The sequence below is a fragment of the Pseudomonas sp. GD03875 genome (assembly GCF_029840585.1).
In the GTDB taxonomy this organism is placed as follows: Bacteria; Pseudomonadota; Gammaproteobacteria; order Pseudomonadales; family Pseudomonadaceae; genus Aquipseudomonas; species Aquipseudomonas paralcaligenes.
This window is the reverse complement of the sequence record NZ_JAOCCV010000024.1, coordinates 45,095-67,980: the sequence shown is the minus strand read 5'-3', so window position 1 is coordinate 67,980 and position 22,886 is coordinate 45,095. Positions and strand designations below refer to the sequence as shown.

General features: G+C 63.5%; 21 protein-coding genes and 2 tRNA genes. 12 read left to right on the top strand and 11 right to left on the bottom strand.

Going from position 1 to position 22,886, the window contains the following annotated elements; genetic code table 11:
* Window positions 1-15: 15 nt before the first annotated feature.
* The 5 genes from hisF to hisB form a co-directional block, all read right to left on the bottom strand.
* Window positions 16-774, bottom strand: coding sequence for an imidazole glycerol phosphate synthase subunit HisF (hisF, locus tag N5D30_RS19050; protein WP_279910222.1), 759 nt, complete (start codon window positions 772-774; stop codon window positions 16-18).
* A 74-nt stretch (window positions 775-848) separates the two neighbouring features.
* Window positions 849-1,592, bottom strand: a complete 744-nt coding sequence (gene hisA, locus N5D30_RS19045) for a 1-(5-phosphoribosyl)-5-[(5-phosphoribosylamino)methylideneamino]imidazole-4-carboxamide isomerase (RefSeq protein WP_279910221.1) — start codon at window positions 1,590-1,592, stop codon at window positions 849-851.
* 35 nt (window positions 1,593-1,627) lie between these two features.
* The gene (locus N5D30_RS19040; protein ID WP_279901698.1) at window positions 1,628-1,885 is read right to left on the bottom strand and encodes a DUF2164 domain-containing protein; all 258 of its coding nucleotides are present in this window, start codon (window positions 1,883-1,885) and stop codon (window positions 1,628-1,630) included.
* Window positions 1,885-2,523, bottom strand: a complete 639-nt coding sequence (gene hisH / locus N5D30_RS19035; RefSeq protein WP_220812350.1) for an imidazole glycerol phosphate synthase subunit HisH — start codon at window positions 2,521-2,523, stop codon at window positions 1,885-1,887. The genes N5D30_RS19040 and hisH overlap by 1 nt, the downstream gene beginning before the upstream one ends.
* Window positions 2,524-3,117 carry an imidazoleglycerol-phosphate dehydratase HisB gene (gene hisB / locus N5D30_RS19030; protein WP_220812351.1) on the bottom strand — a complete coding sequence of 198 codons (594 nt, stop codon included), beginning with the start codon at window positions 3,115-3,117 and terminating at the stop codon, window positions 2,524-2,526. It abuts the gene before it with no gap.
* Between the two features lie 149 nt (window positions 3,118-3,266).
* On the opposite strand from hisB, the gene N5D30_RS19025 reads away from it, so the two are divergent.
* The 12 genes from N5D30_RS19025 to N5D30_RS18970 all read left to right on the top strand — a co-directional run bounded on the left by N5D30_RS19025 (window position 3,267) and on the right by N5D30_RS18970 (window position 13,461).
* Window positions 3,267-3,665: an acetyl-CoA sensor PanZ family protein gene (locus N5D30_RS19025; protein WP_279910219.1), complete on the top strand. Its 399-nt coding sequence runs from the start codon at window positions 3,267-3,269 to the stop codon at window positions 3,663-3,665.
* Window positions 3,666-3,945: 280 nt separating this feature from the next.
* A complete protein-coding gene (locus N5D30_RS19020) occupies window positions 3,946-6,168 on the top strand; it encodes an AsmA family protein (RefSeq protein ID WP_279910217.1) in 2,223 nt (740 codons plus the stop codon).
* Window positions 6,165-7,232, top strand: a complete 1,068-nt coding sequence (gene mutY / locus N5D30_RS19015) for an A/G-specific adenine glycosylase (protein ID WP_220812354.1) — start codon at window positions 6,165-6,167, stop codon at window positions 7,230-7,232. Before N5D30_RS19020 ends, mutY begins: the two co-directional genes overlap by 4 nt.
* On the top strand, window positions 7,229-7,501 hold the full coding sequence (locus N5D30_RS19010; protein ID WP_220812355.1) for an oxidative damage protection protein: 273 nt from the start codon (window positions 7,229-7,231) through the stop codon (window positions 7,499-7,501). Before mutY ends, N5D30_RS19010 begins: the two co-directional genes overlap by 4 nt.
* Window positions 7,502-7,695: 194 nt before the next feature.
* Window positions 7,696-7,771, top strand: a tRNA-Phe gene (locus N5D30_RS19005).
* A 92-nt stretch (window positions 7,772-7,863) separates the two neighbouring features.
* Complete coding sequence (locus tag N5D30_RS19000; protein WP_279901673.1) at window positions 7,864-8,514, top strand: DedA family protein; 651 nt, start codon at window positions 7,864-7,866, stop codon at window positions 8,512-8,514.
* A gap of 260 nt (window positions 8,515-8,774) precedes the next feature.
* Window positions 8,775-9,548 carry an ABC transporter ATP-binding protein gene (locus N5D30_RS18995; protein ID WP_220812357.1) on the top strand — a complete coding sequence of 258 codons (774 nt, stop codon included), beginning with the start codon at window positions 8,775-8,777 and terminating at the stop codon, window positions 9,546-9,548.
* Window positions 9,549-9,561: 13 nt separating this feature from the next.
* Window positions 9,562-10,314 carry an ABC transporter substrate-binding protein gene (locus N5D30_RS18990; RefSeq protein ID WP_220812358.1) on the top strand — a complete coding sequence of 251 codons (753 nt, stop codon included), beginning with the start codon at window positions 9,562-9,564 and terminating at the stop codon, window positions 10,312-10,314.
* A gap of 56 nt (window positions 10,315-10,370) precedes the next feature.
* Window positions 10,371-11,063, top strand: coding sequence for an ABC transporter permease (locus tag N5D30_RS18985; protein ID WP_220812359.1), 693 nt, complete (start codon window positions 10,371-10,373; stop codon window positions 11,061-11,063).
* Window positions 11,063-11,752 carry an ABC transporter permease gene (locus tag N5D30_RS18980; protein ID WP_279910216.1) on the top strand — a complete coding sequence of 230 codons (690 nt, stop codon included), beginning with the start codon at window positions 11,063-11,065 and terminating at the stop codon, window positions 11,750-11,752. Before N5D30_RS18985 ends, N5D30_RS18980 begins: the two co-directional genes overlap by 1 nt.
* A 71-nt stretch (window positions 11,753-11,823) precedes the next feature.
* Window positions 11,824-13,029, top strand: coding sequence for a methyltransferase (locus N5D30_RS18975; RefSeq protein WP_279910215.1), 1,206 nt, complete (start codon window positions 11,824-11,826; stop codon window positions 13,027-13,029).
* A gap of 356 nt (window positions 13,030-13,385) precedes the next feature.
* Window positions 13,386-13,461 (top strand) — tRNA-Thr (locus N5D30_RS18970).
* Between the two features lie 451 nt (window positions 13,462-13,912).
* Here the strand turns inward: N5D30_RS18970 and N5D30_RS18965 are convergent.
* The 6 genes from N5D30_RS18965 to N5D30_RS18940 are packed head-to-tail and all read right to left on the bottom strand — an operon-like array spanning window position 13,913 to window position 22,699.
* On the bottom strand, window positions 13,913-14,497 hold the full coding sequence (locus N5D30_RS18965) for a hypothetical protein (RefSeq protein ID WP_279910214.1): 585 nt from the start codon (window positions 14,495-14,497) through the stop codon (window positions 13,913-13,915).
* A gap of 46 nt (window positions 14,498-14,543) precedes the next feature.
* Entirely contained in the window at window positions 14,544-15,119 is a 576-nt protein-coding gene (locus tag N5D30_RS18960; protein ID WP_279910213.1) for a DUF4376 domain-containing protein, read from the bottom strand.
* A gap of 9 nt (window positions 15,120-15,128) precedes the next feature.
* Window positions 15,129-15,776: a hypothetical protein gene (locus N5D30_RS18955; RefSeq protein ID WP_279910212.1), complete on the bottom strand. Its 648-nt coding sequence runs from the start codon at window positions 15,774-15,776 to the stop codon at window positions 15,129-15,131.
* A complete protein-coding gene (locus N5D30_RS18950) occupies window positions 15,773-16,879 on the bottom strand; it encodes a hypothetical protein (protein ID WP_279910211.1) in 1,107 nt (368 codons plus the stop codon). The genes N5D30_RS18955 and N5D30_RS18950 overlap by 4 nt, the downstream gene beginning before the upstream one ends.
* A gap of 1 nt (window position 16,880) precedes the next feature.
* Window positions 16,881-17,780 carry a hypothetical protein gene (locus tag N5D30_RS18945; RefSeq protein ID WP_279910210.1) on the bottom strand — a complete coding sequence of 300 codons (900 nt, stop codon included), beginning with the start codon at window positions 17,778-17,780 and terminating at the stop codon, window positions 16,881-16,883.
* Entirely contained in the window at window positions 17,777-22,699 is a 4,923-nt protein-coding gene (locus N5D30_RS18940; RefSeq protein WP_279910209.1) for a hypothetical protein, read from the bottom strand. The genes N5D30_RS18945 and N5D30_RS18940 overlap by 4 nt, the downstream gene beginning before the upstream one ends.
* Between the last annotated feature and the right edge of the window lie 187 nt (window positions 22,700-22,886).

Sequence of the window (22,886 nt, the reverse complement as noted above, 5' to 3'; positions counted from 1 at the left end):
CCGCACAGCAGGCTGTCAGCGCACCACGATGCCGCGGCTGGCCAGGTAAGCCTTGGCCTCCGGCACGCTGTATTCGCCGAAGTGGAAGATGCTGGCGGCCAGCACCGCGTCGGCCTTGCCTTCGAGGATGCCAGCGGCCAGGTGCTCCAGGTTGCCGACGCCGCCGGAGGCGATCACCGGGATGCCCACGGCCTCGCTGATGGCGCGGGTGACGCCCAGGTCGTAGCCGCTCTTCACGCCGTCCTGGTCCATGCTGGTGAGCAGGATCTCGCCGGCGCCCAGGTCTTCCATCTTCTTGGCCCAGGCCACGGCGTCCAGGCCGGTCGGCTTGCGCCCGCCGTGGGTGAAGATTTCCCAGCGGCCCGGGGCGACCCTCTTGGCGTCGATGGCGACCACGATGCACTGGGAGCCGAAGCGCGCGGCGGCCTCGCCGACGAACTCCGGGTTGAACACCGCGGCGGTGTTGATCGAGACCTTGTCGGCCCCGGCGTTGAGCAGGTTGCGGATGTCCTGCACGGTGCGCACGCCGCCACCCACGGTCAGCGGGATGAACACCTGGCTGGCCATGCGCTCCACGGTGTGCAGGGTGGTGTCGCGGCCGTCGACGCTGGCGGTGATGTCGAGGAAGGTGATTTCGTCCGCGCCCTGCTCGTCGTAGCGGCGGGCGATCTCCACCGGGTCGCCGGCGTCGCGGATGTTCTCGAACTTGACGCCCTTGACCACGCGGCCGTTGTCCACGTCGAGGCAGGGGATGATGCGTTTGGCCAGTGCCATGGCGACTTCTCTCGTAGGGTGCGCCACGCGCACCGGTAACCCGTCAGCGGTGCGCGCGGCGCACCCCGTTCAACTCACTCGACCTTGTACTTGAGGTCGCAGACGGCCTGGGCCTCGGCCACGTCGAGGGTGCCCTCGTAGATCGCGCGACCGGTGATGGCGCCGATGATGCCGGGGTTGTTGGCGTCCAGCAGGGCCTGGATGTCGCCGATGTTGTGGATGCCGCCGGAGGCGATCACCGGGATGCGGCTGGCGTTGGCCAGGGCCACGGTCGCCGGGATGTTGCAGCCCTGCATCATGCCGTCCTTGGCGATGTCGGTGTAGACGATGGCGGACACGCCGTCGGCCTCGAAGCGCCTGGCCAGGTCGGTGGCCTGCACGGTGGAGACCTCGGCCCAGCCGTCGGTGGCGACGAAGCCGTCCTTGGCGTCCAGGCCGACGATGACCTTGCCCGGGAAGGCCTTGCACGCCTCGGTGACGAATTCCGGCTCTTTGACGGCCTTGGTGCCGATGATCACGTAGCTGACGCCGGCGCGAACGTAGTGCTCGATGGTTTCCAAGGTGCGGATGCCGCCGCCGATCTGGATCGGCAGGTTCGGGTAGCGCCTGGCGATGGCAGTGACCACTTCGCCGTTGACCGGCTGGCCCTCGAAGGCGCCGTTCAGGTCCACCAGGTGCAGGCGACGGCAGCCGCCCTCGACCCACTTGGCGGCCATGCTCACCGGGTCGTCGGAGAACACGGTGGAGTCCTCCATGCGGCCCTGGCGCAGGCGCACGCAGGCGCCGTCCTTGAGATCGATAGCGGGGATAATCAGCATCGGTTGAACCTGCTCGAGTCGTGATTTCTGTGGCGTCAGGCCTTTTCGAGCGCCCACAGGTCGCTCTCCAGGCTGGCGAAGCGATCGGCCAGCAACGCCTGGGCGTCGGCGATCGCCTTGTTGTAGTAGTGCGGGGCGATCTCGCGCGCGATCAGATCAAGCACTTCCTGCACCTCGAACGAGCCCAGCTCGAGTTCGAAGCGGTCTTCCAGGAAACGCTCCAGGGCCTGCAGGGCCGCCTGCTGCGCGGCGCCCTCCAGTTCCAGCGGCGCGATCTTGCGGCCCCGGCTCATCAGCGGCGGCCGTCCCAGGCGACGAAGTTCTGCAGCAGCTGCAGGCCGTGGCTGTGGCTCTTCTCCGGGTGGAACTGCACGGCGAAGCGCGAGCCGTCGGCCAGCGCCGCGGCGAAGTCCTTGCCGTAGTGGCCGCGGCCGACCACCTGGGCCGGGTTGCCGGCCTCGATGTAGTAGCTGTGCACGAAGTAGAAGCGGCCGTTGTCCGGGATCTCGTGCCAGAGCGGGTGGTCGACCGCCTGGGCGACCTCGTTCCAGCCCATGTGCGGCACCTTCAGGTGCTCGCCGTCCTCGTGCAGATCCTTGCCGAAGAAGCGCACCTGGCCGGGGAACAGGCCGATGCAGTCGACTCCGCCGTTCTCCTCGCTGCGCTCCAGCAGGGCCTGCATGCCGACACAGATGCCGAGGAACGGGCGATCGACGCTGACCTCGCGCACCAGCGCGTCGAAGCCCAGGCGTTTGATCTCGGCCATGCAGTCGCGGATCGCGCCAACGCCGGGGAACACCACCCGGTCGGCCTCGCGGATCGTCGCGGCGTCGCTGGTCACCAGCACCCGGCCGGCGCCGACGTGTTCCAGCGCCTTGGCCACCGAGTGCAGGTTGCCCATGCCGTAGTCGATTACTGCGACCGTCTGCATTTACAGGGTGCCCTTGGTCGACGGCATCTGCCCGGCCATGCGCGGGTCCAGTTCCACGGCCATGCGCAGGGCGCGGCCAAAAGCCTTGAACACGGTCTCGATCTGGTGGTGGGTGTTGTGCCCGCGCAGGTTGTCGATGTGCAGGCTGACCTGGGCGTGGTTGACGAAGCCCTGGAAGAACTCCTGGAACAGGTCCACATCGAAGCCACCGACCACCGCGCGGGTGAAGGGCACGTGCATCTGCAGGCCGGGACGGCCGGAGAAGTCGATCACCACGCGCGACAGCGCCTCGTCCAGCGGGACGTAGGAGTGGCCGTAGCGGGTCATGCCCTTCTTGTCGCCGACGGCCTTGGCGAAGGCCTGGCCGAGGCTGATGCCGACGTCCTCTACGGTGTGGTGGTCGTCGATGTGCAGGTCGCCCTTGCAGTAGATATCCAGGTCGATCAGGCCATGACGGGCGATCTGATCGAGCATGTGCTCGAGGAAGGGCACGCCAATGTCGAACTTGGCCTTGCCGGTGCCATCCAGGTTGATCGAGACCTTGATCTGGGTCTCCAGGGTGTTGCGCTCGACGGATGCCGTACGTTCGGCCATCTCTCCAGCTCCAGGGCTGCTCACGGGAAAAGGCCGCCATTATAGGCGGGCCGTGGCTTGGGCGGCTACCGGCGGCGGTCGGGGCAATGGCTATCGGCGTGATCGACCTGGCCTTACACTGCCCGGCCTGCTCTCCCGAGGAAGCCGCCATGCCCGTTCTGGTCGAAATCGTCAGCCGCCCGTCCGCCCAGGACCACACCGACCTGGGCAAGGTCTACGCCGACGCCCCGGACTGGCTGCTGGCGCCCTACGCCAGCGTCGACGCCCTGCTGGCCGACGGCATCGGCTCGGGCAAGCTGATCGCCGGGCGCTTCAACGACCGCCTGCTCGGCGCCGCCCTGCTGGAGCGCGGCGCGGCGCACTGGAGCCTGTCGCACCTGTGCGTGCGCAAGGTCACCCGCAAGCGCGGCGTGGCCCGGCGCATCCTCGACGAGGCCAGGCGCCTGGCGGCCGAGGCCGGCAAGCCGCTGCACCTGGCGGCGCCGAAGGACCATCTGGAGAGCCAGGCCCTGGCCGCGCGCACCGGCCTGCCGCTGGACCCGCTGTAGCAGAAAACCCGACACCGGAGTAATGCTGTTCACTTGGGTTGTGCGGGAGCGGCTGGGTGGCATTCCGATTGGCCGCGAAGCCTTGCTGTCAGTCCTGTTCGCGGACAAGTCCGCTCCCACGGGCTGAACTCACCCACAACCGACCATGCCACCGGGGAACCGCCTGCCGCCCCGGCCATCCAACCCCGAGCCGAGCACGGCTCGACGCGGTGCCCGCCGCATCACCCGGCAGCGGTATACTCCCGCCCCATATAGAAGAACCCATACAAGGACTTGGTCCATGAAAGCCTTCGGCAAAATCCTGGGTCTGGCGTTTCTCGGGCTGCTGCTGGTCGTCGTCGGCCTCGGCTTCGCCCTGACCCACCTGTTCGACCCCAACGACTACAAGGACGAGATCCGCCAGTTGGCCCGCGACAAGGCCAACCTGGAACTGACCCTCAACGGCGACATCGGCTGGAGCCTGTTCCCCTGGCTCGGCCTGGAACTGACCGACGCCACCCTGGCCAGCGCCGAGACGCCGGACAAGCCCTTCGCCGACCTGCGCCTGCTCGGCCTCTCCGTGCGCGTGCTGCCGCTGCTCTACCGCGAAGTGCAGATGAGCGACATCCGCGTCGACGGCCTCAACCTGACCCTGCAGCGCGACGACAAGGGCCGCAGCAACTGGGAAGGCATCGGCCGGCCGGCATCGGCCACCGGTGAGGAGAGCACCGCCCAGCCCCCCGCCGAGCCGCGCGAGCCGACCGCGCAAACCACCGACGAGAGCGGCAGGCCGGTCAAGCTGGATATCGACAGCCTGACCATCAGCAACTCCCGCGTGGACTTCCACGACGCCCAGAGCGGCCAGCAGTTCAGCGCCGAGGGCATCGAACTGTCCACCGGCGCCATCCGCGAGGGCACCGACATCCCGGTCAAGCTGCTCGCCTTCCTCGGCACCAACCAGCCGGTGCTGCGCGCCAAGACCGAACTGCAGGGCCTGCTGCGCTTCGACCGCGGGCTCAAGCGCTACCAGCTGCAGGACCTCAAGCTGGCCGGCGAGGCCTCGGGCGAGCCGCTCAACGGCAAGACCCTGACCTTCTCCAGCCAGGGCCAGCTGCTGCTCGACCAATCCGCCCAGGTGGCCGAGTGGACCGGCATCAAGCTCTCCGCCAACCAGCTGCGCGCCCTCGGCGAACTCAAGCTGCGCGACCTGGACAAGGCCGCCCAGCTGGAGGGCAACCTGTCGCTGGCCCAGTTCAACCTGCGCGAATTCCTCGACGGCCTGGGCATTGCCCTGCCGCCCATGCGCGACAACGGCACGCTGAGCCGCGTCGAGCTGTCCGCCCGCCTGGCCGGTACGCCGAACAGCCTGGCCTTCAACGACCTCTCACTGAAGCTGGACGACAGCACCCTGGGCGGCAGCCTGGCGGTCAGCGACTTCGCCAAGCGCGCCCTGCGCGTGCAGCTGAAGGGCGACCGCCTCGACCTCGACCGCTACCTGCCGCCCGAGGCCAAGGACGCCAGCGCCGGCGCGGCGCGCAAGAACGAAGTCAAGGAAGCCACGGCCGCCGCTGGCGCCAGCGGCACCACGCCGCTGCCCAACGCCCCGACCCAGCAGGCCTGGAGTGAGGCACCGCTGCTGCCGCTGGATACCCTGCGCAAGCTCGACGTCCAGGCCGACCTGGGCCTCGGCCAGCTGACCCTGAGCAAGCTGCCGATCGAGGACGCGCGCATCTCCCTCACCGCCAAGGGCGGCCTGATCGACCTCAAGGAAATGCGCGGCGACCTGCACGGCGGCGAGTTCGCCGTGCGTTCGCAGCTCGACGCGCGCCCGGCCGCCCCGGTGCTGACCGCAAACAAGCAGCTCAAGCGCGTTCCGCTGGAGAAGCTGATCGAGGCCCGCGGCGAGAAGGCGCCGGTGCGCGGCCAGCTCGACCTGAACGCCGACCTGCGCACCCAGGGCAACAGCGAGAAGGCCTGGATCGACGCCCTCAACGGCACCGCCAGCTTCAGCCTGAGCAACGGCGTGCTGATCGACGCCAACCTGGAGCAGCAACTCTGCCAGGGCATCGCCACCCTCAACCGCAAGTCGCTGTCCGGCGAGCCGCGCGGCAAGGACACGCCCTTCGAGGAACTGCACGGCAACCTCAACTTCCACAACGGCGTGGCCAGCAATCCGGACCTCAAGGCGCGTATCCCCGGTCTGACGGTCAACGGCGACGGCGACCTCGACCTGCGCGTGCTGGGCATGGACTACCGCGTCGGCATCGTCATCGAAGGCGACAAGCGCGCCATGCCGGACCCGGCCTGCCAGGTCAACGAACGCTACGTCGGCCTGGAGTGGCCGCTGCGCTGCCGCGGCCCGCTGGAACTGGGCGCCAAGGCCTGCCGCCTGGACAAGGACGGCCTCGGCAAGGTCGCCGCCAAGTTGGCCGGCGACAAGCTCAGCGAGAAACTGGAAGAGAAGCTCGGCGACAAGGTCACCCCGGAACTCAAGGACGCACTGAAGGGCCTGTTCAAGCGATGACCCCCGAGCAGTTCAACGGCGCTGTGCTGGCCTGGTACGACCTGCACGGGCGCAAGGACCTGCCCTGGCAACAGGGCATCACCCCGTACCGGGTGTGGGTCTCCGAAATCATGCTGCAGCAGACCCAAGTCAGCACCGTGCTCGGCTACTTCGACCGCTTCATGGACGCGCTGCCCAGCGTCCAGGCGTTGGCCGAGGCGCCCGAGGACGAAGTGCTGCACCTGTGGACGGGGCTCGGCTACTACACCCGCGCGCGCAACCTGCACAAGGCGGCGAAGACCGTGGTGGAACAGCATGGCGGCGAATTCCCGCGCTCGGTCGAGCAACTCGCCGAACTGCCCGGCATCGGCCGCTCCACCGCCGGCGCCATCGCCAGCCTGAGCATGGACATCCGCGCACCGATCCTCGACGGCAACGTCAAGCGCGTGCTGGCCCGCTACAAGGCCCAGCACGGCTACCCGGGCGAGCCGAAGGTGGCCGACCAGCTCTGGCAGCTGGCCGAGCAGCTGACCCCGCACCAGCGGGTCAATCACTACACCCAGGCGATGATGGACCTGGGCGCCACCCTCTGCACCCGCAGCAAGCCGAGCTGCCTGCTGTGCCCGGTGCGCGACGGCTGCCGCGCCCATCTGCTCGGCCGCGAGACCGACTTCCCCGAGCCCAAGCCGCGCAAGGCGCTGCCACAGAAGCGCACGCTGATGCCGCTGCTGGCCAACCACGAAGGCGCCATCCTGCTCTACCGCCGCCCTTCCAGCGGCTTGTGGGGAGGCCTGTGGAGCCTGCCGGAACTGGACGATCTCGGCGCCCTCGCCCCGCTGGCCAGCAAGCATGCCCTGCGCCTCGGCGAGCCACGCGAGCTGTCCGGCCTGACCCACACCTTCAGCCACTTCCAGCTGGCCATCGAGCCCTGGCTGGTCCGGGTGGAACAGGCCAGCCCCGTCATGGCCGAGGGCGACTGGCTCTGGTATAACCTCGCCAGCCCGCCGCGCCTGGGCCTGGCCGCCCCGGTGAAGAAGCTCCTCAAACGAGCCGCGGACGCACTGAATGCAGGAGAACAGCCATGAGCCGCACCATCCACTGCCGCAAGTACAACGAAGACCTGCCCGGCCTCGATCGCCCGCCCTACCCCGGCGCCAAGGGCGAGGACATCTACAACAACGTGTCGAAGAAGGCCTGGGACGAGTGGCAGGCGCACCAGACCATGCTGATCAACGAGCGCCGGCTGAACATGATGAACGCCGAGGACCGCAAGTTCCTCCAGGCCGAGATGGACAAGTTCCTCTCCGGCGAGGACTACGCCAAGGCCGACGGCTACGTGCCGCCGAGCGCATAACCTCCGTGTGATCTTCGTGGGAGCGGCCTTGGCCGCGAAGCAATTAAAAAGAAACGCTTCGCGGCAATCGGAGTTCCACCCAGCAGCTCCCACGCCGACAACCACGCCGCAACGCTAACCGCCCGTTTGCACTGAAATTTTTTATCGGCCTCGCTTGACACTGCAAAGCCAAATCCGTTTAATGGCGCCCCGTTGCCCAGGTAGCTCAGTCGGTAGAGCAGGGGATTGAAAATCCCCGTGTCGGCGGTTCGATTCCGTCCCTGGGCACCACTAATACCGAGAACCCCGAGCGAAGCGATTCCTCGGGGTTTTTTGCTATTCACGGCGCAGGAAGCGTGCCGTCCCGGACGAGTGAGGCCCCCATGGAATTCATCCAGCTTGTCATCGACTTCATCCTGCACATCGACCGCCACCTGGCGGAGCTGACCGCCGCCTACGGGCCGTGGATCTACGGCATCCTGTTCCTGATCATCTTCTGCGAGACCGGCCTGGTGGTGACGCCCTTCCTGCCAGGCGACTCGCTGCTGTTCGTCGCCGGCGCCATCGCCACCCAGGACGCGATGAACGTGCACCTGATGGTCGTGCTGCTGATCATCGCCGCGATCCTCGGCGACGCGGTCAACTACAGCATCGGCCGCTTCTTCGGCGCCAAACTGTTCGCCAACCCGGATTCGAAGATCTTCCGCCGCCGCTACCTGGAGCTGACCGAGGCCTTCTATGCGAAGCACGGCGGCAAGACCATCATCCTCGCCCGCTTCGTGCCCATCGTCCGCACCTTCGCGCCCTTCGTGGCCGGCATGGGCCACATGCCCTACCGCCGCTTCGCCGCCTACAACGTGATCGGCGCCATCGTCTGGGTGACGCTGTTCAGCTACGCCGGCTACTTCTTCGGCAACCTGCCGGTGGTGCAGAGCAACCTGCACTATCTGATCGTGGCGATCATCTTCGTGTCGATCCTGCCGGGCGTGATCGAGATCATCCGCCATCGACGCGCCGCGGCCCGGGCCGGCTAGCCGACAGAAGCCCGATCCGCGCATCGGGCTTTTTTGTCTCCCCCAATCCCTGGCGCCGCCGCAAGCGGCGCCTCACATTGCTCCCGGCCATTTTTTGTTTGGGCGCGACACGCAACTGTCATGATGCGACAACACGCCGCGGCCGTGGCGAACGTGGCCGGAACCCGGCTTGGCGCTCCGCTGGGGCTATGCTAGGTTCAGCCGCACGCTAGGAAGGCGGCCAGCAGCCGGAGCGCATCCGAATAACAAGAGGAACACCCATGGCCGAGGCAACGCCCGCGCTGGAAATCCGCAACCTGCACAAACGCTACGGCGACCTTGAAGTGCTCAAGGGCATCTCGCTGACCGCTCGCGACGGCGACGTGATCTCCATCCTCGGCTCCTCCGGTTCCGGCAAGTCGACCTTCCTGCGCTGCATCAACCTGCTGGAGAACCCGCACGAAGGGCAGATCTTCGTCGCCGGCGAACAACTCAAGCTGAAGTCGGCGAAGAACGGCGACCTGATCGCCGCCGACAACCGCCAGATCAACCGCCTGCGCAGCGAGATCGGCTTCGTCTTCCAGAATTTCAACCTGTGGCCGCACATGACCATCCTCGACAACATCATCGAGGCTCCCCGTCGCGTGCTCGGCCAGAGCAAGGCCGAAGCCACCGAGGTGGCCGAGGCGCTGCTGGCCAAGGTCGGCATCGCCGACAAGCGCCACGCCTACCCCAACCAGCTTTCCGGCGGCCAGCAGCAGCGCGCCGCCATCGCCCGTACCCTGGCCATGCAGCCCAAGGTGATCCTGTTCGATGAGCCGACTTCGGCACTCGACCCGGAAATGGTACAGGAAGTGCTTAACGTGATCCGTGCGCTCGCCGAGGAAGGCCGCACCATGTTGCTGGTCACCCACGAGATGAATTTCGCGCGCCAGGTGTCCAGCGAGGTGGTATTCCTGCACCAGGGTCTGGTGGAGGAGCAGGGGCCGCCCGAGCAGGTCTTCACCAACCCGCAATCGGCACGCTGCAAACAATTCATGTCCAGCAATCACTAACGGAGCAACACGCATGCAGAACTATAAGAAGATCCTGCTGGCCGCCGTCGCCACCCTGGCATTCGGCACCCAGGCAGTCGCCGCGGACAAACTGAAGATCGGTACCGAAGGCGCTTACCCGCCCTTCAACCTGATCGATGCCAGCGGCAAGGTCGGCGGCTTCGACGTGGAGATCGCCCAGGCCCTGTGCGCCAAGATGGGCGCCGAGTGCGAAGTGGTCACTTCCGACTGGGACGGCATCATCCCGGCCCTGAACGCCAAGAAGTTCGACTTCCTGGCCGCTTCCATGTCGATCACCGAGGAACGCCAGCAGGCCGTCGACTTCACCGAGCCCTACTACACCAACAAGCTGCAGTTCATCGCGCCGAAGACCGCCGACCTCAAGACCGACAAGGCCAGCCTGAAAGGCAAGGTGATCGGCGCCCAGCGCGCCACCATCGCCGGCACCTGGCTTGAGGACAACATGGCCGACACCGTCGAGATCAAGCTGTACGACACCCAGGAAAACGCCTACCTCGACCTGTCCTCGGGCCGCCTCGACGGCGTGCTGGCCGACAAGTTCGTCAACTGGGAATGGCTGAAGAGCGAGGCCGGCAAGGACTTCGAGTTCAAGGGCGACCCGGTGTTCGACAACGACAAGATCGCCATCGCCGTACGCAAGGGCGACCCGCTGCGCGAGAAGCTGAACACCGCGCTGAAGGCCATCGTCGAAGACGGCACCTACAAGCAGATCAACGACAAGTACTTCCCGTTCAGCATCTACTGATGCGTCCGACCGCCGCCGCCCAGCCGGGCGGCGGCCGTCCTCTGCAGTAGCCTCCCATGATCCTCGACCTGCACGGCTTCGGCCCCGCCCTCGTCGCCGGCACGCTGGTGACCATCCAGCTGGCCCTGTCCGCCCTGGCCCTCGGCCTGGTGCTCGGACTGCTCGGCGCGCTGGCCAAGACTTCCCCGTACAAGCCCCTGCAATGGCTTGGCGGCAGCTACTCGACCATCGTCCGGGGCATCCCCGAACTGCTCTGGGTGCTGCTCATCTATTTCGGTACCGTCCAGGGCCTGGCGGCCCTTGGCGAGTTCCTCGGCATCGGCAGCCTGGAGCTGAATCCGTTCGCCGCCGGCACCATCGCCCTCGGCCTGTGCTTCGGCGCCTACGCTACCGAGGTGTTCCGCGGCGCCATCCTGGCGATTCCCAAGGGACATCGCGAGGCCGGCCAGGCCCTCGGCATGAGCGGGGGCCGCATCCTCTGGAAGCTGATCCTGCCGCAGATGTGGCGTATCGCCCTGCCCGGCCTGGGCAACCTGTTCATGATCCTGATGAAGGACACCGCCCTGGTCTCGGTCATCGGCCTGGAAGAAATCATGCGTCGCTCGCAGATCGCCGTGACCGCCAGCAAGGAGCCCTTCACCTTCTATATGGTCGCCGCCTTCATCTACCTGGGCCTGACCATCATCGCCATGATCGGCATGCACTTCCTCGAGAAGCGCGCCAGCCGCGGCTTTGTTCGGAGCGCCTGATGAACTGGGACGTGATCTACAAGTACCTGCCCAAGCTGCTCGAGGGCGCCTGGCTGACCGTGGAGCTGGTCGCCATCGCCGTCGTGGCCGGCCTGATCCTCGCCCTGCCCATGGGCATCGCCCGGGCCTCGCGCCACTGGTACGTGCGCGCCCTGCCCTACGGCTACATCTTCTTCTTCCGCGGCACGCCGCTGCTGGTTCAGCTGTTCCTGGTCTACTACGGCCTGGCCCAGTTCGACGCGGTGCGCAAGGGACCGCTCTGGCCGTACCTGCGTGACCCGTACTGGTGCACCATCATCACCATGACCATGCACACCGCCGCCTACATTGCGGAAATCCTGCGCGGCGCCATCCAGGCCGTGCCACCCGGCGAGATCGAGGCGGCCCGCGCGCTGGGCATGTCCCGCACCCAGGCGATGATCTACATCATCCTGCCGCGCGCCGCGCGCATCGGCCTGCCGGCCTACAGCAACGAAGTCATCCTGATGCTCAAGGCCAGCGCCCTGGCCAGCACCGTGACCCTGCTGGAACTGACCGGCATGTCGCGGACCATCATCGCCCGCACCTACCTGCCGGTGGAGATCTTCTTCGCCGCCGGTATCTTCTACTTGGTCATCGCCTACGTGATGGTGCGCGCCTTCAAGCTGCTGGAGCGCAAGCTGCGCGTCGACGCCTGCCAGGGCCGCTGACTCATCGCCCTCCCTCTCCCGCTGCGGGAGAGGGATAGAATGCGCGGCACCGCCATCATTCCACTGCTCGCATGATCCTCACCGGCCCCGCCCTGCGCGAACGCTTCCAGGCCCTGGACGACTTCCTCGTCGCCCACCAGGCGCTGTGGCGACCGAAGCCCTTCACCTGCCTCGTCCTGCCCTGGGAAGCCGAGCATCCCGCGCTGGCCGCCTGGTTACGCGAACGCAGCCTGGAACAGGCCGAGACCGAACACAATCACCCGGAGCGCCTGCCGGCCCCCGCTCCCTTCCCCGAACTGGCACGGCAGGCCGCCGCGCTCTCGGCACTGGGGGAATTGCCGGAATGCCGGCTGGGTCCGCTGCCCGAGCGCCTCGGCGTCGACGTGCCAGGACGCAAATGGCAGCAGATAGTCGCCTTCGCCGGGCGCCTGCAGTTCCAACGGGTACCGACGCACTGGCTGGACTGGTGCTCCGGCAAGGGGCACCTCGGTCGCCTGCTGGCCCAAGGAGGGCAGCGCCTCACCTGCCTGGAACACGACGAGCGTCTGGTAGCTGCCGGCCGGCACCTCAGCGATCGCCTGCACACGGATGTCCAGCACCTGCTGCAGGACGTCCTGGCGGATGACGCGCAGGCGCGCCTTTGCGCCGAACACAGCCCGGTGGCCCTGCACGCCTGTGGCGACCTGCACGTGCGTCTGCTGGAACTGGCCAGCGCCTCGGGCTGCCCCCAGCTCGCCGTGGCGCCCTGCTGCTACAACCGTATCGCCAGCACACACTATCGGCCGCTGTCGGCTCCCGCCCGGCAGTCCACCCTGCAACTGTCGAAGGACGACCTGGGCCTGCCCCTGGCCGAAACCGTCACGGCCGGCCAGCGCCAGCGCCGCCAACGCGACAGATCGATGGCACGTCGCCTGGCCTTCGACCTGCTGCAGCGCGAACAGCGCGGGACGGACGAATACCTGCCGACGCCGTCGCTGCCAGTCAGTTGGCTGGACAAGGACCTCGCCCGCTACTGCCACAACCTCGCCGAACTCAAGGGCCTGATGCTGAACGGCGACATCGACTGGGTCACCTTGGAAACCGAGGGCTGGCGGCGCCTGGCCCAGGTACGCAACCTGGAACTGGTGCGCGGCCTCTTCCGCCGGCCGCTGGAGCTATGGTTGCTGCTCGACCGCGCGCTCTTTCTCGAAGAACGCGGCTATCAGGTACGCCTGGGCACCTTCTGCGAGCACCAACTGACGCCACGCAACCTGATGCTGCTCGCCGAGCGAGCCTAACAGTCCATCCACAGAAGCTGTGGATAAGTCTGTGAGCGCTTTCTGAAGAAACAGCTGTGAAGCCCGGCCGCCCAGGGCAGCACATCAATTGGCCGCTTCTTGATCAACAGCATAAATCCAAATAAAAACAGCCACTTATGGAAAAACAGGACAAGCCGCACAGAATGCGTGCAGCGCGCCCTAACCCCGGCTTCTTTTTGTGCATAAACATAGATCGGCTGATGCCGCAACCAGAGAAATCAAGGGGCAAAAGCCCACTGAAGACGGCCCTGAAAAGCTGCCAGTCGATCCTTAAGAAGATTAAGCTTCGACTCGGTTTACAGGACCAAGGCAATGGCTATAATGGCAGCCCTTTCGCCGGTATAGCTCAGCTGGTAGAGCAACTGACTTGTAATCAGTAGGTCCCGGGTTCGACTCCTGGTGCCGGCACCATCCAAATCAAAGGCCTGCAGCGATGCAGGCCTTTGTTTTTTCCGCGTCAATGTTTCAGCGGTTGCGCTCGCCTTGGCGCTATATAGTCGACCTTCCTCCCTCTCCCGCCTTCCGGTAATACCGGCGCCCGAACACTCGGACACCGCACCACATTACCGACGCCAAGACGATCGAGGCGGCGCTGACTAAAGTGCCATCTGCCGAGTTCGCCACACACTGCCAGAGCCGCTCATCCGCCAGAGCCTGACCGATCTGGGCAGTGTAATCGTTGTCGTGGATCTGGCAGCAGTGCGCCCACCAGCCTTCGGGGAACAGGGTGCAGTAGTCCATCATTGCCTTCCCGCACACCGGGTGTTGATCCAGCTCGGCGCCCCTGCCGCAACAACTGCGCTCCCGTTCACAGCCCCCACCTCACCCACAAATCTGCATACGGCGCAGTCCTGGACCCTTTTCACAATGCCGCCTCCAGCGCGCGAACATAATTCAGCGACCACTTCTTCCGAAGCTCTGCTCGCTGCCTGTCAGTACCGCGCGTGAATGCGCCGGGCCGCCAGTTGTGCAGGTAGTAGCGCCAGGCGCCCTCGACGTCCCCCACCTCGGGTAGCGGCGCCGGGTCGGTCCAGTACAGAAGCCGAGCCAGCGCGCAATCGAGTACGTCATGCGTCGACGGCAGGGCGTCGTAGATACCCTGCACGGTCGCCGGCACACCAAGCGTTCGGCATACCTCGAGCACATGCGGCCGGCTCTGCGGATGCTGTACTACGCCGGCCACACCGCCGTCGCGCTCAAACTGGAAAATACCGCGGGCCGGGCCGCACTTCCCGGGCCGAGCCGGGAGTTGGCACTGCTTACCGTTCGGAGCCTCCTGCAGGTGGGTAGCCAGCAGCTGAACTTCAGCCGCCGGCTTGGACATGCGCGCCGGCAGCAGCAAGAGCGCCTCGGCCAACGGCCCGAAGCGGAGTTCTCTCAATGTCATCATGTGCTCCAAATGAAAAAGCCCGCACGGGGCGGGCTTAGTCATTACTTGGATGGTCATATCGCAGGGCTCACGCACACCAGGTGGATACACCACCAGCAGTTACTCAGGCCGTTACCGGCCACCCTTCCTCAAGCATGGACGGCTCGAAGGTGCCGGCAGCTAGTGTGCCGAGCAGCTCATCTTCACGATCGAAGCAACCCTGGACATGCGCCCTGACCGCCGACGCCACCGCAATGACCTGGCTAGCTGAGAGATCAATGAAGCCGGACTGGCTCTTCCAACGCAACACATAGTCCGAATCCAGCATCGCCTCGATGGCCGCACCCGCGATCAGCGTTTTGCTGCGGTCATCGGTGGTGACGTGCAAACCGCCGACTTCGATGCCGGCCACTTCCACATCGTATCGCCGGGATGCAATCTGGCCAGGCCAGAAATCGGCCGACGGCGGGTTTACCACCCAACCGCGCACCGCGCGTCCCGCCTCCAGACGTACGTCCCCCTCGCTCAGCATTTCGCCAGGCTGCAGCGCCGGAAGCTCATCTTCGACCAAGGGGACAATCCCAAGCTCATCGACATGATGTGCTTCGATCGGGGTAGGGAACATGGTATTCGGGAACCGGGCACGAATAGCCGGCTCGTCAAGCGCCTGCATGGTCTCGACAAAAATGAACTGATTCATGGTTTTCTCTCAAAGAGTGGATGCTAGAACTTTTCGAATCGGACGAACTGTTGAAACTCTGTCGTTGAACTGAACATATACGTTGCCGTTATTCATATTCTCATGACCAAAATAGATAGAGGCGTAATAGCGTGTATCCTGTCCTCCAAAGTGCTCACCACCTGTTGAAGTTCCATAGATCGTAGTAGGCGCACTGCCAAACGCTTGAGCCCCGCCCTTTCTGAACAACTCAATGAAAGTCTGAGGAACTACTTGATCAGCGACAGGGATAGCTATCGTCGAGACCGTACGATATGTGTAGCAAAACGGCACCGGATTGAGACTCTCGAAAATCGCACCGAGCTCATGAAAAGCAGCAAAGTACCAATCACTAAAGCCCCCCCCCCGGTATGCCATACAGTAGGCGCTTGCATATCCAGTGGTAGTACCTGCAACAAGACGATTCGCCCATCCGTCGGTCATGCTACTCAGGCCAGCACTTTGATATTGGTGACGAAACAGGCCGCGCTCAGCACTCACTGGTGCGACGATAAGCGCATAGACAGTCGCTCCGCCGTCGTAAGAAACATAAGCGCCGATATAACCACCTTGGATTTCCGTACCGATTTCTTTCCGGCCCTCAGCTGACATGATGAGAAGTTTACTAAGCCGACTCATGTGCCCGCCCCTTCCCTGCCAAGCCATACTCCAGCTCCGCCATAGGTCAGTACGTATTCCCGATATTTATTGGCGGCAGGCAAGGTCACAGGTATCGACTTCAGCCAGAGAATACTACCCCACCAGTTGAGAGCGTACGCTGTAGCGCCCTGGCTGACACTTACGACAATCGAACGAGTTTCATTCGAAGCCAACTCCGGGAGGTTGACTGGGTTTAGCGTCGTGTTTCCTGCCAAGATAATATGAAATGTAGAGGCTTGAGACACATCGATGTCTACAGTACCGGTCGCGGCCTGGATAGTAGAGAGTCTTTCCTCCGCGTCCCAGACTCTTATTGCATTGCGTGCAGACTTCGCGGTGGTGCCCAAGCCAAGCTGGTTGCCGGAATGGTACACAGAAACCCACTGATCATAGACAGGACCACTGCGCACCTGCCGAGTGAACTCGGAGTTGACGACAGCAATGCCGTTCATTGGCCATGCCACCTGACGCATAGCAGCATTGCCAAAACGCATCACCAGCAACGCCCCCGGCTCGCCCGCAGTCGGAGCACCAACTGCGTTCGCACCGTATCCGTACACACCTGTGGCCAGAGACAGATCGTTCAGGTTATCAATCAGATTAGTGGAGCTGAGCTGCAGCGCCCCCAGCCCGAAGTCACCGACCTTCATCACTCTGCCGGCAGTGGTGTCGATCGCACTAGTCGTCACGTTGCGAGTGGCGGCCGTACCCAGTGGGCCAACCACTCCTTCAACGTATTGCGCAGCATCCTCGGCCCTCGTAGCCGCTGCCTCTGCAGCAGTCTTCGCCGTCCCGGCAGCGGTAGCCGAATTGGTGGCGCTGGTCGCTGCTGCAGAGGCGGTGGCGGCAGCTGTAGTAGCGGCAGCTCCTGCGGCACTGGCGGTGCCGGCGTCGTTCGCCGCACTTGCCGCGTGCGTCGCTACGGTACCGGCCTGGCCATCGACCCAGGCGGCAGTGTTATTGATCTGCTCGCGCAACCAAGGGAAGGCCCCCAGGAACAGATCCGCCTTCAGTGCGAAATCCACAGGCGCGTCGCTGCGCACTGGTGGTTCGGGCAGTTCGTTAATTATTGGTGCAGCCATGTCAGGTTAACCCCTCTACTGTGATGGTCACGCCCGATGCGGACGGACCTGCAATTGCGATGCTGAAGTCCTTGAAGAAGCCATACACGATGGTCGCCTCCATGCTCTCGTCGCCGATCCAGACAACCGGCCGAGCACGGATCGACGCCAACAGGCGCTGCACGCGCGAAACCTGAGCGGTCTCGATTAGCACGTCGTACTCGGCACGCTTGGCAAACGAGCGCTCGAGAATCGAGGCATTGCCGTACTGATCCAATTCCTTGCGGCTGTAGTCGGTAATACCCACGCTCGTGCCGTAAACCGCTTCCCCGATCTCCTCCTGCGTACCAATCGAGAGCGAGCCGATTTTCGCTATATCCGAACTGCTCACTGTCATGGCCAGGGTGGCCTGCGGGTACGACGGGAGGTCGGTCAGGGTGATGTCGGAAATCAGGCCGATCGGCTGGAAGAAATACTCGTACCAGTTGCCCACCCCGGCATCGGCCAGCGGAACGCTACGGTGATACACGTGGCCCTCGACTGGATCGGTCATGTCCACTTCGAGCGTCCGACCGGTGAGGTTCAGCGCAGCCAGCGCAGAGGTAGCCCGACCAGGTTGCAGAATTACGGCCACGCTGCCTTCACGGCTGGTGACCGTGCCGACCTTGTCGTCGAACATCCGCCAGCGATTGACCGCACCAGTGTCCAGCCACTTGGCGGGGTTGGCCTCCGTAACCGTCTCCGCTCCGGGCCGGACGCCCGCCGGCACTGCTGCCAGGGCCTCCCATACATGCAGACCATGCACCACCTGCGCACCCTTGGCGTAAGTCGCACCGGGCACCCAGGCTGGCGCATCATCGATGGGTACGTTGGAGACCAGCATGTTCTCAGCGATATCCAACGGTTTGATGATCGTCATCATGCTGTGCGTTCTCCAGGCATACCGTCCCCATCCCAGCGCTCAAGCGTCTCCACCCGGCGCGCCGTCTGTTGTGTGTGTTTGGCGATTGAGCGCAGGGCATCCGACATCCCAGCGAAGTCCGAACGCAGGGCACGAACTTCCTCGGTAGCGCCACTCGAAAGCATGGCTGCCGTCTGGGACGCGCTATAGATGCGGCTCGGTCCAGTGACCTCCAGCTCAGGGCCGTTTTCTCCAACCAGACGTAGGCCACCGGTATGCAGTCCGCCAGTGGCGAACGCCGGTACCCGGGCCCCTTCCAGGGCCTTGATGAACTCCGCATAGGTCGATTTGCCCGTCGTGAGCTGATCGACCCAGAAATGGATGCCACCGGCGTCCGGCGCGAAGCCGGCAATCGCCTTGTACATCCGGTCCACCATCTGCGCAGTGTTGTCGCCCGTCGCAGCCGGAGCTTTGTCGCCCATGAACTTCAGCGCGGCCGTGACGGAAGAACTCATGGCGTTCACCGCGTCCACCACGCTCATCACCGAGTTGTCGATTCCGTTCAGCGCATCCATCTGCCGCTGAGCCTCGTCCAGTTCGGTCTGCAGTGCCTGCATGGCCAGTTCGTATTCACGGTCCAGAGCAGCACGTGCCGCCGACTGGTAGCTGCCCGTGGAGCTTGCGGACGAGCGAGCAACCGACAGTTGGTCCTCCAAGCTCTTCAGTACGCGCTCTTCGTTGGTCAGCTGCTTGTCAGCCACGCCGCGTAGTTCGGCGACCATGTTGGCGGTGCGGCCTTGTTCCCGCTTGAAATCCTCCAGCGAAGCGAAGGTCTCGCCGTCCAGTTCTGACGCACGCTCCAGCGCCTCCTCCAGGCCCGAGAAATTGAGCACGGACTGGCCGGCTCTCACCCCTGCCAGGGCCTGCTCCAGAGTCGCCACCGCCTGAGCACGCAGCTGCTTGGTGGTTTCCTCCGACGTGTCTCGCAGGCGCTCCAGAGCGCTGTCCAACGCACCGACCAAGCTTTCTAGCGACTGCACCCGGTCGCCTGCCATGCTGGCCGACGACTGCAGGCTGTTCGCCCGAGCGGTCGCGCTGGCCTGCGCGGCCTGGGCATACGCCTGCGCCTGCGCATCCATCTCCTTGACCTTGGCCTGATACTCGGCCGTGAGCCTCCGCTGCTCGGCACTGATCGAGCGCTGCACCACGCCGAAAGCCGCCTCTGCCTCCGCCTGGTTGGCCGCCAGCGTTGCCTCGCGCTGCTGCTGTGCAGCCTGAAGGCTGGCGGCGGCGGTTTGCTCGACAAGATCAAAGTAAGCGGCGGTCTGACCAGCGAGTTGCATCAGGGTCATGAACATCTGCCGGCCGGCTTCAGTAGTCAGGTCCGCGTTATTGACCATCTCCCGGAATCCGTCCCTGGAATTCGGCAACTCAAGATCAAGCGCCTGGAACTGCTTCTTCGTGGCCTCGATCAGCGCATCGTTCTTCTCCGCCTCTGTGAAGAACTTGTCGTAGTAGGTCGCGGTGAGCGAGCCGAAGGCCGCCAGCTTGTCGGCGACGGTCGCATTCTCCAGGCCAGCCATGACCGTGGACAGCTCAAGCAGCGAATCGGCAGCGCGCAGGCCGGCATCGGTCAGCCCGAACGCCTTCAGTTTCAACGTCTCAAGCGTGGTATTGACGCCTTCGAAGCGTTGGAACAGGCCACCGATGGCAGTATTGACATCCTCGGCCGTCTTCAGGCCTCCGGTCAGCTCCTTCAGATACTCAGGCAACTGGCTGATGCCGATGGCCTTGGACATGACCTCGCCCATGACAGCGTTGAAGAACTGCTCCATGCCGAGTGCGATGTTGCCGCCCTTGGCGTACTGGCCGTGGAATGTCAGCATCTGGTCGCCGATTGTGGCGTAGAAGTCCGAGGCCAGCTTGCCGCTGGTTCTGCGCAGACGGACCCTGGCATCGGTCAGGATCTGGTCATCGATATCGAACTTTTCAAACAAGCCACCCAAAACGCGAGAAAATGTCTCATTCAAGCCATGCAAGGCAGAATCAACATCATCACCGAATTGAGCAGAGCCCTGATAATGGTTAGCAGCAGTGCCTAAACCAGTATATTCCCCGTCAGTGAACTGACCTACTGCAGAACCGACTGTGCGTTTGAATTGTTCCTTCTTGCCGAAGATGGCACCGTTGAGCGTCGTCCAAATGGCTTGGTGCAATGAAGACCCGGTAATTGTTGCAGCAAGTCTGCCGCCGACCAGCGGTTCAAAAATTGAATCTAGTGTTGCATAGAGTTTGTTAGCTGCTGCTGGATACGCTGTCCAGATATCACCAATAGCGTTGCCTCTAGTGCTGTCTCGCATCGCATCGGCATCAAGTCTGACGCCAGCGCTGTATAACTTGCCAGACATCAGCGCCCCAATGTAGGCCCACGTGGATGGGTTAGTAATATTGGCCATCATGGAACTCATCATTCCAGATAAAAAGCCAGTACCTACCCCACTTGCTGCAGCTGTCCCTGCGCCCGTAGCAGCCGCCTCAACTCCAGCACCAACACCTGCTTGAACTCCAACATCAACAGCAACTCCGGCGCCTGCCTGAACGGCTGATTGCGTTACGGATTGTCCAACTGCCTGACCGAACATGCTGGCAACTTTGGAATAGACACTTTGCAACATCGTAGAGTAGTAATTAATTCCACCCTTAAATGCGCCGGTGAGGCCATCCTTCATAAATCCAGCAACTATCTCCGAGCCAACGCCCGTAAGCGTGTCGTAGATCGAATAGATGTTCTTACCGATGTCGATGATGTTGCCAAAGCCGCTGCCAGAACCGCCGCTACCATTGCCAATGGTCTCGCCACCCCCGAACAGCGACCCCCACACGTCGGAGATTCCGCCCTTCGTGTTGGTGCCCAGCACCTGGTTGGCGAAGCTGATGATGATCGGCTTGGTAATCGCCTCATGAGCCATCTCTGCAAGCGTTTGCTTGAAGCCCTCCTTCAGCTTTTCCCACAGCTCTTCCGAGTTTTCGAAAGTACCTTTCCAGGCGTCGGCAAATACCTGGTCCACGTCGGCGACGACCTTGTTGGTGAACTGCCCCCAGAGTGTGGCCGAACGGCGATTTTCCTCATATTCAGCGTCCAGCTGTTCCAAAGCGGCACGATACTCATCAATACGCTCTGGATGCTTTTCCATCGCCAGCTTGAGTGCATCCTGCTCCTCACGGTACTTCCGTGCCGCAGCCGCCGCCGGATCAAGACGATCCATAACACCACGTACGGCATCGTCGACTTTCTTGATTGCTTCGGCGGTTTTCTTTTCCTCTTCGGCTCGCCGCGCGACTTCGGGAGCGGCATACGCCTCATTGAGCGTCTTGATACCGTTCCCTAACTCGGCCACATCCATAAGACTTTGGGAGTGAGCCGAATACAGAGTCTCGATATCCGTCGCCAAATCAGCCAGCCGCTTTTTCTCGGGCAGAGCCTTGGCCATGACGGCATCAATCGCCGCCTGCTGCTCTTTAAAGGCATCTGTACTTTCTTTTGTTGCTGCAGTCGCAGTGCTTTGCGCTTGCGCCTGGACCTTGAATTGAGCCAGCCGGTCCGAGGTCTCTTTCTCACGCGCCGCGCGCTCTTCCTCGTATTTCTTCCGGCGCGCCTCCGCAGCTGCCATCTGCTGCTCATAAGAGCCAACCGCTACATCGCGCTCCTGGATGATCGAGGCGATGCTGCCGTCGCGAACGCCATTGATGCGCGTCAGCTCGGCCTCAAGCCGAGCACCAACACCCTCCATGGTGTCGCCAGTGAAGACAGCCTTGACGCCATCCTTGAACGCCACGGCATAGGCGGAAGCCTTATCGAATCCGGCCAGCACTTCGACCGTCATCAGCTGAATGAAGGCCCGCACGTTTTCAGGGAGGTTCTTGAAGCCATCGGTGAGCGCGGCTATCTCGGACTCGCCCTGCGTGCCCATCTCCACGAACAAGGAGCTGAACAGCTCACCAACGGTCTTGAGCGTCACCTGGACATCGGCACCCCAGCCATCGAACTTGCCGGCCATTGCGCCGAGATAGCCCTCCAGTTCGCCGGAAGCGAGCATGGCATTCAGCTCGCCCAACGCCTCGATCGCCAGCACCACGGAGCCTCTCATCAGCTCGCCGGCACCAGCCTCGTTAATCAGCTGGAAAGTTTCGTCCCAGGTTTCCCCCAGGGTGGAAATGGTTTCATCCAGGGTCTGCATGCGCAGAGCCATGGCACTGGCGAACTGGTTTTCACCCAGCGCAATCAGGTACTGCTCGATCTCGGAGGCATTGTTACCGATGCGAGTGGTGACGCCCTGAAAAGTCAGGGCAACCTGATCGCCCTCCTTGGCGGCCTTGATACCAAATTCCTCCAAGCGCCCAAACTCACCTACCGAGGCATCGGCGACAGCCGCAATCATCTGATTGAGGTCTTTTCCCATCGCTGAAGCAGTATTGCCGTAGGAAAGCATCGCTTGTTCGGACGGAGTAAGACCGAGGTTCACCAGCTTGGTGAAACCTTCCACTGCCTGGCCCAGGTCATATGGCGTTTTACGGGCGAAATCCCGCAGCGCCTCGAGGGCAACAGATGCCTTCTCGCTGCTACCGACCGTAGAGATCAGGCCAGTATTCAGGCGATCGAACTCTCGCTGAACATCGATGGACTTGCTCAACGCGGCCAGCGCAGATATTTCTGCAGTGACAGGCGCAACCAGGCCACGCAGGCTGGAGACCGCTCCACGAACCGCCTGGCCGGCTGTTACGCTCATGCGATCGAACGCGCCGCCAACCTTGGCCAGGTTGCTGTCCATATTTTTGGTGCTGTTTGAGACCGCATCCTCCCCGCGCTTCAGCTCTTGCTGCAGCTTGGCCGTGGTGGCCTCGATCTCGATCAGAATGATCTGCACGTCACGGTCAGACATTCACTTATCTCCGGGCGAAAAAAAGCCGCCCTGTCGGCGGCCAACAAACCGCTGCAACCAAGTGCGCTGCAGCGACCAAGAATTAAAAATCAGGCGGGCAAGCGAAGCGTTCGCCATGAAACCAGCGAGCCGAATACCAACCCTGATCCGCCCCGAGAGAAGCAACCTGATCGGGGAGTGCGATGCG